The organism is Vibrio sp. D404a (assembly GCF_030248535.1).
Classification (GTDB): Bacteria; Pseudomonadota; Gammaproteobacteria; order Enterobacterales; family Vibrionaceae; genus Vibrio.
Genome location: NZ_JAHGAJ010000014.1, coordinates 128,490 through 141,498, shown reverse-complemented (window position 1 = coordinate 141,498; position 13,009 = coordinate 128,490). Strand labels below are relative to the sequence as shown.

General features: G+C 43.8%; 10 protein-coding genes and 1 pseudogene. 4 read left to right on the top strand and 7 right to left on the bottom strand.

All coding sequences use genetic code 11. The features are described from left to right. Positions 1-14: 14 nt before the first annotated feature. From KI655_RS08665 to KI655_RS08650, 4 genes are all read right to left on the bottom strand, one after another. Positions 15-251, bottom strand: a complete 237-nt coding sequence (locus KI655_RS08665; protein WP_373417585.1) for a hypothetical protein — start codon at positions 249-251, stop codon at positions 15-17. 124 nt (positions 252-375) lie between these two features. Beyond that, a complete protein-coding gene (locus KI655_RS08660; protein ID WP_285403718.1) occupies positions 376-675 on the bottom strand; it encodes a hypothetical protein in 300 nt (99 codons plus the stop codon). Between the two features lie 256 nt (positions 676-931). Beyond that, positions 932-1,366 carry a YccF domain-containing protein gene (locus KI655_RS08655; protein ID WP_285403716.1) on the bottom strand — a complete coding sequence of 145 codons (435 nt, stop codon included), beginning with the start codon at positions 1,364-1,366 and terminating at the stop codon, positions 932-934. 445 nt (positions 1,367-1,811) lie between these two features. Next, positions 1,812-2,888, bottom strand: coding sequence for a low specificity L-threonine aldolase (locus tag KI655_RS08650; protein ID WP_285403715.1), 1,077 nt, complete (start codon positions 2,886-2,888; stop codon positions 1,812-1,814). Between the two features lie 293 nt (positions 2,889-3,181). On the opposite strand from KI655_RS08650, the gene KI655_RS08645 reads away from it, so the two are divergent. The 4 genes from KI655_RS08645 (at position 3,182) to KI655_RS08630 (ending at position 8,110) form a co-directional block, all read left to right on the top strand. Beyond that, a complete protein-coding gene (locus tag KI655_RS08645; protein WP_285403714.1) occupies positions 3,182-3,796 on the top strand; it encodes an NAD(P)H-dependent oxidoreductase in 615 nt (204 codons plus the stop codon). A 3-nt stretch (positions 3,797-3,799) separates the two neighbouring features. Further along, the gene (locus KI655_RS08640; protein ID WP_285403712.1) at positions 3,800-5,725 is read left to right on the top strand and encodes a monovalent cation:proton antiporter-2 (CPA2) family protein; all 1,926 of its coding nucleotides are present in this window, start codon (positions 3,800-3,802) and stop codon (positions 5,723-5,725) included. A 564-nt stretch (positions 5,726-6,289) separates the two neighbouring features. Next, positions 6,290-7,513 (top strand): DUF819 domain-containing protein, encoded by a 1,224-nt coding sequence (locus KI655_RS08635; RefSeq protein WP_285403710.1) that lies wholly within the window; start codon positions 6,290-6,292, stop codon positions 7,511-7,513. Positions 7,514-7,777: 264 nt separating this feature from the next. Beyond that, positions 7,778-8,110 carry a PepSY domain-containing protein gene (locus KI655_RS08630; RefSeq protein ID WP_285403709.1) on the top strand — a complete coding sequence of 111 codons (333 nt, stop codon included), beginning with the start codon at positions 7,778-7,780 and terminating at the stop codon, positions 8,108-8,110. 1,202 nt (positions 8,111-9,312) lie between these two features. Here KI655_RS08630 and KI655_RS24115 read toward each other — a convergent pair. From KI655_RS24115 to KI655_RS08615, 3 genes and pseudogenes are all read right to left on the bottom strand, one after another. Beyond that, a pseudogene (locus tag KI655_RS24115) lies at positions 9,313-10,157 on the bottom strand (hypothetical protein). Between the two features lie 190 nt (positions 10,158-10,347). Beyond that, positions 10,348-11,379 carry an L-threonine 3-dehydrogenase gene (tdh, locus tag KI655_RS08620; protein WP_032550347.1) on the bottom strand — a complete coding sequence of 344 codons (1,032 nt, stop codon included), beginning with the start codon at positions 11,377-11,379 and terminating at the stop codon, positions 10,348-10,350. Positions 11,380-11,462: 83 nt separating this feature from the next. After that, the gene (locus KI655_RS08615; protein ID WP_285403705.1) at positions 11,463-12,656 is read right to left on the bottom strand and encodes a glycine C-acetyltransferase; all 1,194 of its coding nucleotides are present in this window, start codon (positions 12,654-12,656) and stop codon (positions 11,463-11,465) included. Positions 12,657-13,009: the final 353 nt, after the last annotated feature.

Below are 13,009 nucleotides of genomic sequence, written 5' to 3'. Positions count from 1 at the left end.
CCGGCTTAACTGTCTTATTTACCTAATTTGGACAACAACTCTTCACCAAAATACGAATTACCTGTTACTTCCGTCAACCAATCATTCACCGACAGCAAAGAAACAAACACGGCAGGTTGGTGATGTTCATAGTAATCCCATTTAACGGTCTCTGGAATATAACCATGGTTTATGCCCACCAGTTCACCATGTTGGTTATACACGCCGCCTCCCGACATACCGACACGAACTAAGCCGGTAGATGCAGACATTGTGCATCCTTGCCAAGTCGCGACGTTAATCTCACCAATGTAATAACCATTGTTAACCGCTGGCTCACGCGTCATTGGATAACCCACGTGAGCGACAAACTCGCCACGATATACTACCCCCAGTTTAGATGACTGTTTGCCTGGGGCGTTTGATTAATGCCACATCGCATTCAGGATGATAAATCACCTCCAGATCTAAATTGTCTAGTAAATGCTTATTATGTTTTGCTGTTAACACCCAATCTTCATCAAGTCTAACGGTACTCGCTTCAATAGTTTGAATAAGCGGAACCCCATAAGTAATCTTCTGATTTTGCGCCATAAAACCCTCTTTATGGGGTTTAGTTGCAGAAGAGAAACCATTGCTACAGCCAACCGACGTACTACACAATAACAGCATGAGTACGTTCGATTTTGTAGACATAACACCCTCCGATCATCGAGTTTCAAGGATGCTGCACCACTAAGGCTAGCCAAATAGATGAAAGGTAACTAAACAACTACACGCACTTCAAAACCGAGCATAAGGCGTTAGGTTAGAGAATTTCGCTATGTTGAAGTGTTTATTTATATTGCGGGGTGTCTATGTTCGGGGAGCGGGAATGCAAAAACGAATGTGGAAACAAAAAAGAGCATGCCCAATCGCATGCTCTTTTCCTTATTTGAAACCAAGCTTAACCTTAGCCTTTGTAATTTCTCACGCGTGCCGCTTCAGCTTCGCGCTTATCAACGACCGTTTTACCGATTGGCGCTAATGAAATCACAGCCAGCTTTAGATGCTGAATCGCAAATGGAATACCAATGATGGTCACGAAACAGGCTACGGCCGATAAGATGTGACCAATTGCAAGCCAAACACCTGCAAACACGAACCAGATGATGTTACCTATCATGCCCAGTGGGCTAGTGCCGATGTCACCCTCGTTGGTCAACTCATCACGTGCGATCGCTTCTTGACCAAATGGGAAAAACGAGAAGTTACCCATCACAAAACATGCCCTGCCCCATGGAATTCCGACGATGGTAATGAAAGCCAGCAGGCCAAAAAACCACCATGCTAATCCCATAAATACACCGCCAAACAAAAACCAAATGATATTACCGATTGTTTTCATTGAGTGCTCTCCACAATTCTTGAATGCGACATTACACCACTGTAAGCCGTTGTTAGGGTTATTATTTCAAAACAAATATGAACCGCCAATGAACTTCTTTAAATCGTCAGCATTTGATGCTCACCACGAATCTCATACACAAACTTTAGCAAGTATGACCTTGTTTGTTACTATAGCCCGTAATTACTTAACACACTGGCTGCTAACGCTATCCTCAAATAGTAAACAGCAACGATAAAGGTCAGGCTTTATGAGCAATACCGAGCAACCAAAAAAGAAAATCAAAAACTGGGTACCCATCGTATTTTTCGCAGTCCTCAGTACCGTTCCTGTCTTCATGTTTTTAGTTGATGTCTACATCAATCAATACATGTAGTCAGAGAAGCAGATAAAGGAAAGGCAGTGGTGCTCACCACTGCCTTTTTGTTTTCTTAGAGCGGCATGATTAATGTAGTTCAGCGACTACCATATCCAAAATGTGGATTAGTTCATGATCCGGTAAGTTCAGTAGGTTATCACCAACATACCACTCCATCTTACATTGATGCGGCAATTCACAAACACTTGGGTTTCCTAACCAAATTTTATCTCTCGCGGCTATCTTGTCTCTCAGCTCGATACCGTCTTCAACACTGACAGGCAGGTATAAGTGCAGCATGTTGCTCTGTGGCTGTTTTGGATTAACAATAAATTGTGGGTAATCCTGTAAGATCTGATAAATCTGCTGAGTTCTCTCAAATAGCGCAGGCATCTGCTGTAAACGCTCATCAAACTGCATGGCCGCAGATACAATAAATGGCGTTCGATGATACACATTCCCGCCTTGGCGCTTCATCCAAACCGATGCTTTTTCAATGAAAGCCTTGTCACCGAGCAGTAACGAGCCTCCTAAGCCATTTAGCCCCTTGTATAGAGAGACATAAGCCGAATCAAAACCGTTGGCAATCTCTTGATAGCTTTTTTGATAGTAGGCGCCACACTCCCACAGACGTGCGCCATCCATGTGCAGATGAATCGCGTTGGTTTGACAGTGATCTTTAATCGCTTCTAGCTCATCCCACTCTAGCAACTGCCCACCAATTTCACGCATTGGAAGTTCGTACAAAGCCGCAGCGATTTCGTCAGGCCAAGCTTTTAAGTCTTCTACTGTCCAAGTGCGGTGGACATTACCCACAGGTAGAACATTGAATCGATTTTGAACCTGATAGCCTTGGTTTTCATGACGCATGATATGACTCGACTCATGCATAGCAACGTTACGGCAGCGCTTCTCATCACAAACAAGCTGCAAGGCCGTAGGTTGGTTCATGGTTCCTGTAATCACAAATACAGCCGCCTCGAAGCCAAGAAGTTTTGCCACTTTCTGCTCAAACTCTTGAATAAAGTCACCATCACCATAGGTATCGTGCGTGACTCCATTCGCTTCAGACCATTCTGCCATTTGCGCGAAGAGTTGAGCTGGTGTTGGGTCGAAGTGACCAGAAAGGAAAAAGTTGCACTGCTGACGTAGATCCTTGCTCATAAATTTGTCCTTTATCGGGCGTTCAATATAGCTCCTCGAAAGAGCCCTGATTTACTCACAAAGGTAACATGAAATGAACGTCAATTTTGGCACTCATTCCTGCATATTTAGATTTCTATTTCATCCCGTTTCATGCAATAAAATATAAAACGGCAGGCATCGAAGTTGAGTTTCAATATTCGTCATACGAACAACCACTATTGTGCAGCAAATCAAGCTAATTCATTGTTCTTCAACTACTCTTCTATTATTGTAACGATTAGATGTTGTTCAAAATATACAAAGAGGGCCATATGTCGAAAAATCGAGTTCTGGTGTTGTTTGCACACCCATCTCAACACCGCTCAGAAGCGAACAAACCGCTTTTTGCACAAGCAAATAAAATTGAAGGTGTCACTTGTGTCGATCTTTATGCCGAATACCCAACCTTTAAGATCAATATTGACCGCGAGCAGAAGCGTCTACTCGACCACGACATCATCATTTTTCAGTTCCCTCTATATTGGTACTCAACGCCTGCCATCCTTAAAGAGTGGCAAGATCTGGTTTTAGAGTACGGATTTGCTTATGGCAGTGAAGGCCATGAATTAGAGGGTAAGAAGTTCTTATGTAGCATCACCGCTGGCGGCAAGGAAGACGCCTACCAAACTGATGGCTACAACCATTTCACGATTCGACAGTTGCTCCACCCTCTTGAGCAAACTGCTGCGCTTTGTGGCATGGAATACTTGGCGCCCTATGCTCTGTTTGGCTCGCGAACGGCATTGGAAGAGAACCGTATCTCTGGGCATGTTGAACGCTATAAGTTTTTATTAGAGTCATTAGTGGCTGGTGACATCGACTACAAAAAAGCGAAGAAAGTCGCCAAGTTAAATCACTACCTCGACGAAATCATGAACAAGGACTAACTCATGACAGGATATTTTCTACAAGCCTTTATCTATTTGGTCGCGGCCGTCATTGCCGTGCCTATCGCTAAGCGCCTCGGCTTAGGCTCCGTATTGGGCTACCTTATCGCTGGTGTGGTGATCGGGCCTATTATTGGTCTGGTTGGTGAAGAGACAACAACCATCCAACACTTTGCCGAATTCGGCGTGGTAATGATGCTGTTCTTGGTTGGTCTAGAGCTTGAACCTAAAATGCTATGGGCGATGCGTAATCGTCTAATGGGTTTAGGTGGCTTACAGGTCGGCGGTACAGCGGCAATTGTTATGGGCATTGCATTATTCTTTGAGCAGCCTTGGACCATAGCATTAACGATTGGCCTTATCTTTGCTCTATCTTCGACTGCGATTGTACTTCAAACATTCAATGAGAAAGGGCTTTCTAAAACCGAAGGTGGCCAAAACGCCTTTTCGGTCTTGCTATTCCAAGATATCGCCGTTATTCCAATGTTGGCCTTTATCCCTTTACTGGCGCTACCGGAACTGATCGAAGCCGCGCAAAGTGCCGTTTCTGCTGCATCTGACCACCATGAAGAGTTGAGTCTCGTTGCTGGCCTGCCGGGTTGGGCATACGGTCTTGTTATCACCGCGTCTATTGCACTGGTTGTTGTTGGCGGCCACTTCTTAAGCCGCCCATTGTTCCGCTTTGTCGCAAGCTCTGGCCTGCGAGAGATCTTTACCGCTACTGCCCTAATGCTGGTGATTGGTATTGCCGCGCTGATGAGTTTGGTTGGCCTTTCTCCTGCTCTAGGTACTTTCCTTGCAGGTGTGGTGCTTGCAAACAGTGAGTTCCGCCACGAGCTGGAATCCAATATCGACCCATTTAAAGGACTACTGCTTGGCCTGTTCTTTATTACGGTAGGTGCTGGTATTAACTTTGATGTTTTGTTCAACGACTTTGGTTTGATCATTGGCCTGACCCTTGGCGTGATGTTACTCAAAGCTGCAGTACTCTTTGCCCTTGCACTTATCTTTAAGATCAAAAACAGCGACCGTTGGTTGTTTACGCTGAGCTTGGCACAAGCCGGTGAATTTGGTTTTGTACTATTGAGCTTCTCGGCGCAAAACCATGTATTGCCTTCTGACATCGTACAAACACTATCGCTGGTTGTTGCACTTTCGATGTTCCTAACCCCAGGGCTGTTCATCCTATTTGATAAAGTGATTCTTCCTCGCTACGAGCAAAAATCTAACGATAGAGAAGAAGATACCATCGAAGAGAAAGGCACGGTGATCATCGCGGGTATTGGTCGTTTCGGCCAAATCGTTAACCGCTTACTTGTGTCTAACGGCGTCAATACCGTGGTACTCGACCACCAAGCCAACCAAGTCGATGTGCTTCGCTCAATTAACATCAAATCTTACTTTGGTGATGCAACGCGACCAGACCTGCTGCACACCGCAGGGATTGAAGACGCTGCTCTATTTGTTGTCGCCATCGACAATCAAGACGCAAGTGTTGAGCTGGTCAAGTATGTGAAACACACCTACCCGAAAGTGAAGATCTTGGCGCGTGCTTTTGACCGAGGACACAGCTATCGCCTTCGAGAGGTCGGTGCCGACTTTATTGAGTCAGAAACCTACCACTCAGCACTTGAGATGGGGGCAGAAGCGCTACGCTCTCTAGGTCACCACCCATTCTTTGTTGAGCAACAGAAATCGACCTACATGCGCGTAGAGAATCGTAAATCTGAAAAACTCTACGCTGCGTGGGCTGCGGCCGAAGATAACCCTCGTTACGACAACAACTATCGTCAGATCTTCATTCACCTAGAAGAAGCAATGAAAGAAGACATGAAAAAAGACCGTTCAGACAAGCATACTCGTTCAGAGCGAGGCTGGACGCCGCCACCAAAAGGCTACGCTGACGATTTTGGAGAAGAAGAAGCATAAAAAATATAGGGGACGAGGTGATGCTTTCGTTAAGTCCTCAATAGGTTCCCCTCTAAAAACGCGGCTCATTTAGCCGCGTTTTTTATTGATTCGAGCAACATATTGCCTTCAACCGCCCTGTTCATTCTCTTTAGCATCTCTTTGGCGCCGAACCGATGAGCTGATTTCTGTGATCCAGATTTGATTTTCAATTTCTGACGTCACTGACTTTCTTATGCACTTGTTTACATTTATGAAACATATCGTCGGGTGTGTTCTATAGCAATATATTGGGTCTTTCCTTAACAAAACCATTTCAACTTGCGTATTCATCATACTTAAGCCTCGATTTCATTGGCTTTGAATAACATTGCATACATCTTTATGCATAAATAATTAACCAACATCAATCATTCACCACAACAATAAGATCACCATCAAAATCACACGCAACACCCATGAAATTTAACAAAAATATTTCAATTTATGTCTATTGTTACAATTTGTAACGATTGGAGCTTATGGGTATAGTCCTGAACTTCAAAAAGTGAGGCGTTTGCCATCACCTTAAAGGAGAAAACAATAATGATTACTAATGATGCTGTAATAATGGGCATGTTAGCCGTTATTCTTGGCGGTGTATTTATCACGGAAAGTAGCCAAAATAGCACACTCAAGAAATTCTACTCGTTCGTTCCGGGTCTATTGCTCTGTTACTTCGTTCCTTCTCTACTTAACAGTTTTGGCATCATCGACGCATCTAACTCAAAGCTCTACTTTGTGGCAAGCCGTTACCTGCTTCCAAGTGCGCTTGTCTTGCTTATCATCTCTGCCGACTTACGTAAGATCTTTGGTCTCGGCTCTAAAGCGGTTGTGATGTTTTTAACAGGTACTGTGGGCATCATCATTGGTGGCCCTATCGCGATTCTTATCATCGACCAAGTAAACCCTGATCTTGTTTCTGGTGATGTATGGCGCGGCCTTACTACCGTAGCGGGTTCTTGGATTGGCGGCGGTGCGAACCAAGCGGCAATGAAAGAAGTGTTTGAGGTAGACGACCAGCTGTTCTCAGCAATGATCACCGTTGACGTAATCTGTGCCAACATTTGGATGGCCGTGCTACTTGTTATGGCAGGTCGCCAAAAGAAGATTGATGCGTGGTTAAAAGCAGACACTTCTTCAATCGAAGAACTCAAAGAGACGGTATCGAAATACCAAGAAGAGAACGCACGCCCGACTACAACGACTGATCTAATGAAGATAGCAGCGATTGCATTTGGTCTTACTGGCCTTGCACACTTCTTTAGTGATCTGATTGCACCGTGGATCTCAACCAATGCGCCTGAGCTTGCGAAATACAGCTTAACTTCTGGTTTCTTCTGGCTAATCGTAATGGTGACGACTTTCGCGCTTATTGCTTCATGCTTTAAATCAACACGTAGCCTTGAACACACTGGCGCATCAAAAATCGGTTCAGCGTTCATCTACATCTTAGTTGCGACCATTGGTATGCAGATGGATGTAACGGCGATTTTCGATAACCCAGGTTACTTCTTTATCGGCATCACTTGGCTATCTATCCACGCAATCTTGATGATTGTGATGGCTAAGCTTATTCGTGCGCCGCTGTTCTTCATGGCTGTCGGCTCTCAAGCAAACGTTGGTGGTGCAGCTTCGGCTCCTGTGGTTGCCGCAGCATTCCACCCAGCTCTAGCACCCGTAGGTATTCTAATGGCCGTTCTGGGTTACGCACTGGGCACCTATGGCGCATACATCTGTGGCATTATTATGCAGGCCGCTGCGGGGTAATCCCTCTCAATAGTCGCTCTAATACACAAAATCCGATACTGGCATTCAGTATCGGATTTTTTATGCCTGTTCCATTGAGAGTATGATTTTACATTTTATTCACATACTCAGGCGCAGTATTGGTGCTACTGGTACAAATGAACATGACTTGCATTAGAAGTCTCATTCTAAAACCAAAAAGAGAGACCATTACGCATCGTTGATGAGTCATGAACTCCGTACTAGGTTTAAAGCACAAAGCATGTTTAGTTAATGGAGAGACCAATGAAGAATTTCGTTATATATGCAGCCATTACCGCATTTGGCGTAGCAAGCATTCCGAGTTACGCAGCCTCTGACGCTAAGATCATTAGCAAAGCCGAAGCCATTGAAGCAGCTCTGGAATCTGTGGGCGTAGAAGTATTAGGGATTCGACACGACGAACCTGATACCCAGTGGGATGTTTTCATCAGGCACGGCGATAAGGCCTATGAAGTTGAAGTCGATGCAATAACAGGAAAGATCGTCGCGTCAGAAGAAGAGAGCCTAGCAGAGATACAAGCCGAACTATCTGGTGACCTATCCCATGAAGGCGTGTTGGGTGACGTCGATAAGTAGCTTTCTTGCTCATCGATATAAAACGCCTCAGAGGCAATCCTGAGGCGTTTGATTTAGTGAGAGCACTTTTCTTCCCCTTCCCCCTTCCCTACAAAAAATCTATCCTCAATGTCCAACCAAATTAAATTCGATTCTCTTTAAAAAATACAATCAGACTTTATCTCTTTATTCCAAAATCATAGGTAAACATTCAAACAAACTGAACAAGCGTTAAATTAATACACACAGTAATTACATTGATATAAGTCATTTACTTATATAATATTTGCCTTGTTTACAAGAACACTAATCAAAAGTGTTATAGATAATTAAAACACTACATTTAGCTCATATTCCAACTTTAATTATTAGTGCTAAATGTACCTATCTACAATGATGAACGTTATTCTGGTTAATATAAATGAGAAATTGGAAAGTAAAATCAACGAAGTTAAATGAGGGTGACTACGTCTACTATATTATTCGAGCACAAAATATATCTATTGATACAAATGGGCTCCTAGAGTTCTATGACATGGGTATCGTCGTCTCTTGTTTTGAAAGCCATGAGTGGTTCATTTGCTACCAGACCAATGAGTTTGGATACAACAAAAAAACTTTTAACAACCCCTTCCAAACCGACCACTGCCAAATGCTTCAAGAGCTTGAAAAATCAAGGCAGGAGATTGTGAGATCCTCTCCCTTAGCTCTCTTTATAAGTAGTAGGAAGAACCGTCCAAACCCTGTAGGAAGAAAAAACAAGTTAATAGGATTACATAGAAATGAGAAATTTTATTGAGCAAGTAAAAAAGGATCTTGGAGCATGGTTATTCATTGTGACTATTTTCATCTACTTCCTATATGCATTGGTTAATTTCCTTGAATAGAACATTAAACCTTAAATATAAATATATACCTTATAGCCAACAATCTAGTTTATAGATCACCTTCTATAATAGTCTAAGGGTAATTAACTATGAGTGAATTAAATAGATACTGTGAAAATATCGACTTAGATTTGACATCTAGAGATATCGAAAGACTTGGATGGGACAAACCATTATTAAACCCAACTATATTTCTATTACTTTGTATACCATTGCTCGTTTTGTGGCTAGCGTTTGCCTAATAGCGAGAATACCAAATAAGATTGGGATGAGAATCAAGCTTCATCCCATTATCTGAACCAGTTCTTTCCTAACACCTAGACCATGCTTTTGAATCTAGTCAAACAAAAAAGCCAACTTGTTTTCTACTACTGGGCTGATGTTAAAGCTCAACATAAAATCAGGACGTGTCTCCTCATCTTTCTCAATATAGTAGTTCGCTTCAATACCAAACTTCCAAGGACGACCATTCAAAACAGTTGTTTTGCTGACACTGATGTTTAATGGAATCTCTGCCTGATCTTTGTTCCAATCGTAAGAGAGTGTCGGAGCTGAGCCAACGGTCCAACCGCCTTCCAATATCTCCACCCAGAACAACTGCGCTGATGTTTGTTGATTCGAGTATTTAAATTATCCGCCCCATCCCCCGTTATGCCATATAGATGGTGAGGAAACACACCGACAACCCTTTCACCACTGGCCTTGCCGTACATTAACTCAGGGCCAATCGCCCATTGATCCGATGTTAAATCGCTTCTACCTGTCGGCAAGGATGAAAACACACCAAACGCAGCAATAGTGCCACCTTCCAACTTAGGTGCGTAAGCTAAGTCAAAGGAGATATCACTGACGCCTGACTGATTCCGATGCGTCGAACCAGACATTGACTCGGTATAGAAATCATTCTGCATGTACGATAGCGCAGGACGAAATATCACCTTGCCACCGTTCGCTAATGGGAAAGGCAGAGTCGGTTGTAAGACCGTGGAAAAACTGTCCCCTCCACCGTCATAACCCGATGAATATTGGAGTTTTAAATTGAGACTAGCGTAAGCCGTATTTGGGTTTGCAAGTTCCTTTGCAGCCTGATCTGCTGTTTGATTACTTTCTTCATTAGCAATCGCAACAGTAGACGTTAATAATAATCCACTCATTATTACTGCAAGTGATTTACAAGCCATGGGCCCTCTCTTCGTTAGTCATTGGTATTGTGTACATGATTCACGAGATATTTTAGAGAGTACCCATACAGAAAATAGCCATTAGGCGACACGCGGGTTTTTTGAGGGTTGGTGTTTTTAAAGTGACATAGACACAAAAAAGGCGACAGTTTTCACCGTCGCCTTTCTTAATATTTTCAATCAGTTAAGATTATTCCCAATCAAGGATAACCTTACCAGACATACCAGAGCGCATCATGTCGAAGCCAGCTTGGAAGTCGTCCACTTTGTAGTGGTGAGTGATGATTGGTGTTAGATCTAGGCCAGACTGGATTAGTGAAGCCATCTTGTACCAAGTTTCGAACATCTCACGACCGTAGATACCTTTGATAACCAAGCCTTTAAAGATTACTTGGTTCCAGTCTACTGCCATGTCTGATGGTGGAATACCTAGTAGAGAAATCTTACCGCCGTGGTTCATGTTAGTCAGCATGCTGTTGAACGCAGATGGTACGCCAGACATTTCTAGACCTACATCGAAGCCTTCAGTCATGCCTAGATCAGCCATTACGTCTTCTAGCTTCTCTTCCATCACGTTTACTGCGCGCGTTACGCCCATTTTCTTAGCAAGGTCTAGGCGGTATTCGTTTACGTCTGTGATCACTACGTGACGTGCGCCAACGTGTTTAGCAACTGCTGCTGCCATGATGCCGATTGGACCAGCGCCAGTGATCAGAACGTCTTCACCTACTAGGTCGAAAGATAGCGCTGTGTGTACTGCGTTACCAAACGGGTCAAAGATTGATGCGAGATCGTCAGAGATTTCTGCTGGGATTTTGAATGCGTTGAATGCTGGGATGACTAGGTACTCAGAGAACGCACCAGTGCGGTTTACGCCAACACCTGTAGTGTTACGACATAGGTGAGTACGGCCGCCACGACAGTTACGACAGTGACCACATGTGATGTGACCTTCGCCCGATACACGATCGCCGATTTCAAAACCACGAACTTCTTGGCCGATGCCAACAACTTCACCCACGTATTCATGACCTACAACCATAGGTACCGGAATTGTGTTTTGTGACCACTCATCCCAGTTGTAGATGTGTACGTCTGTACCACAGATTGCGGTTTTCTTAATACGGATAAGAAGATCATTATGACCCATTTCAGGTTTTTCAACCTCGGTCATCCAAATGCCTTCTTCAGGCTTAAGCTTAGAAAGTGCTTTAATTTTCATAATGTTACCTAGTTCATCTCGCCTAACTATAAGGCGAGAATCAAAAATATTGCGTTATCTATATTCTGAGTAAAACGTCAGAATTAGATGATTTCCATGTCTTTACCCACTTCGATGAATGCATCGATAGCGCGGTCAAGTTGCTCACGTGAGTGTGCAGCAGACATTTGCGTACGGATACGCGCTTGGCCTTTTGGTACAACAGGGAAAGAGAAACCAACAACGTAGATGCCTTTCTCTAGAGCGCGCTCTGCGAATTCAGCCGCTACTTTTGCATCACCAAGCATGATTGGAATGATTGCGTGGTCAGCACCACCCATTGTGAAGCCTGCATCTTCCATGCGAGTACGGAAGTGTGCAGCATTTTCCCATAGACGGTCGCGAAGCTCGCCGCTCTCTTTTAGAAGATCAAGAACACGGATAGACGCGTTAACGATCGCTGGAGCAACTGAGTTAGAGAATAGGTATGGACGAGAACGCTGACGTAGCCAGTCGATCACTTCTTTCTTACCAGACGTGTAACCGCCTGAAGCGCCACCCATTGCTTTACCTAGCGTACCTGTGATGATGTCGATACGGTCAACAACGTTGTGGAACTCGTGAGTACCAGCGCCGTTTTCGCCCATGAAGCCCACAGCGTGAGAATCATCAACCATTACAAGTGCATCGTACTTATCTGCTAGGTCACAGATAGCTGGAAGGTTCGCGACTACGCCGTCCATTGAGAACACACCGTCAGTTACGATAAGTGTGTGGCGAGCGCCCGCTTCTTTAGCAGCGATAAGTTGCTGCTCTAGCTCTTCCATGTTGTTGTTCGCGTAGCGGAAACGCATTGCTTTACATAGACGAACACCATCGATGATAGAAGCGTGGTTTAGCGCATCAGAAATGATTGCATCTTCTTTGCCTAGGATAGTTTCGAACAGACCTGTGTTCGCATCGAAACAAGAGGTGTAAAGAATAGTGTCTTCTTTACCTAGGAATGTAGAAAGCTTTGTTTCTAGCTCTTTATGGATGTCTTGAGTACCACAGATGAAACGTACAGACGCCATACCAAAACCGTTCTCATCCATACCCGCTTTACCCGCTTCGATAAGCGCAGGGTGGTTCGCAAGACCTAAGTAGTTGTTTGCACAAAAGTTTAGTACTTCTTCGCCTGTAGAGATCTTAACAGCTGCTTGCTGTTGAGAAGTGATAACACGCTCAGACTTGTAAAGACCTTCAGCCTTTACTTCTTCAATTTGTTTTTCAATCTGTTGGTAGAATGCAGAAGACATTGTCTAATTCCTTCCTAGTTATTATTCACAGCACCTTGGCTGCTTATTTATAGGGGAAGTATAAACGGCGTCGTGGCGGCCATTTACACTGTAAAACTAATGCCTATATTCTAGTAGAACATCCCCGTGGCGATTATCCCTCTAGTTGGAAAAACATTAATGAACCTGAGGCATGAATCAAATGCGTTAACTATGAAGAGAGTCACAATTCAGTGTTCAACCTGATTAGAAAAAGAGCGTCAAAGCGCTAGTCTAAGCGTTAATAGTTCGAATTATGTCGAATTAAAAAATTTTCCCGAAAAACGATATAGTGACTAGACGCATATCCCTGCACAATGCGCCTCCCTTAACCA

Excerpts from the sequence above, each read along its gene's own strand:
- KI655_RS08665 (WP_373417585.1), bottom strand. The coding sequence starts at position 251 with ATGTCTGCATCTACCGGCTTAGTTCGTGTCGGTATGTCGGGAGGCGGC.
- KI655_RS08660 (WP_285403718.1), bottom strand. The coding sequence starts at position 675 with ATGTCTACAAAATCGAACGTACTCATGCTGTTATTGTGTAGTACGTCG.
- KI655_RS08655 (WP_285403716.1), bottom strand. The coding sequence starts at position 1,366 with ATGAAAACAATCGGTAATATCATTTGGTTTTTGTTTGGCGGTGTATTT.
- KI655_RS08650 (WP_285403715.1), bottom strand. The coding sequence starts at position 2,888 with ATGAGCAAGGATCTACGTCAGCAGTGCAACTTTTTCCTTTCTGGTCAC.
- KI655_RS08645 (WP_285403714.1), top strand. The coding sequence starts at position 3,182 with ATGTCGAAAAATCGAGTTCTGGTGTTGTTTGCACACCCATCTCAACAC.
- KI655_RS08640 (WP_285403712.1), top strand. The coding sequence starts at position 3,800 with ATGACAGGATATTTTCTACAAGCCTTTATCTATTTGGTCGCGGCCGTC.
- KI655_RS08635 (WP_285403710.1), top strand. The coding sequence starts at position 6,290 with ATGATTACTAATGATGCTGTAATAATGGGCATGTTAGCCGTTATTCTT.
- KI655_RS08630 (WP_285403709.1), top strand. The coding sequence starts at position 7,778 with ATGAAGAATTTCGTTATATATGCAGCCATTACCGCATTTGGCGTAGCA.
- tdh (WP_032550347.1), bottom strand. The coding sequence starts at position 11,379 with ATGAAAATTAAAGCACTTTCTAAGCTTAAGCCTGAAGAAGGCATTTGG.
- KI655_RS08615 (WP_285403705.1), bottom strand. The coding sequence starts at position 12,656 with ATGTCTTCTGCATTCTACCAACAGATTGAAAAACAAATTGAAGAAGTA.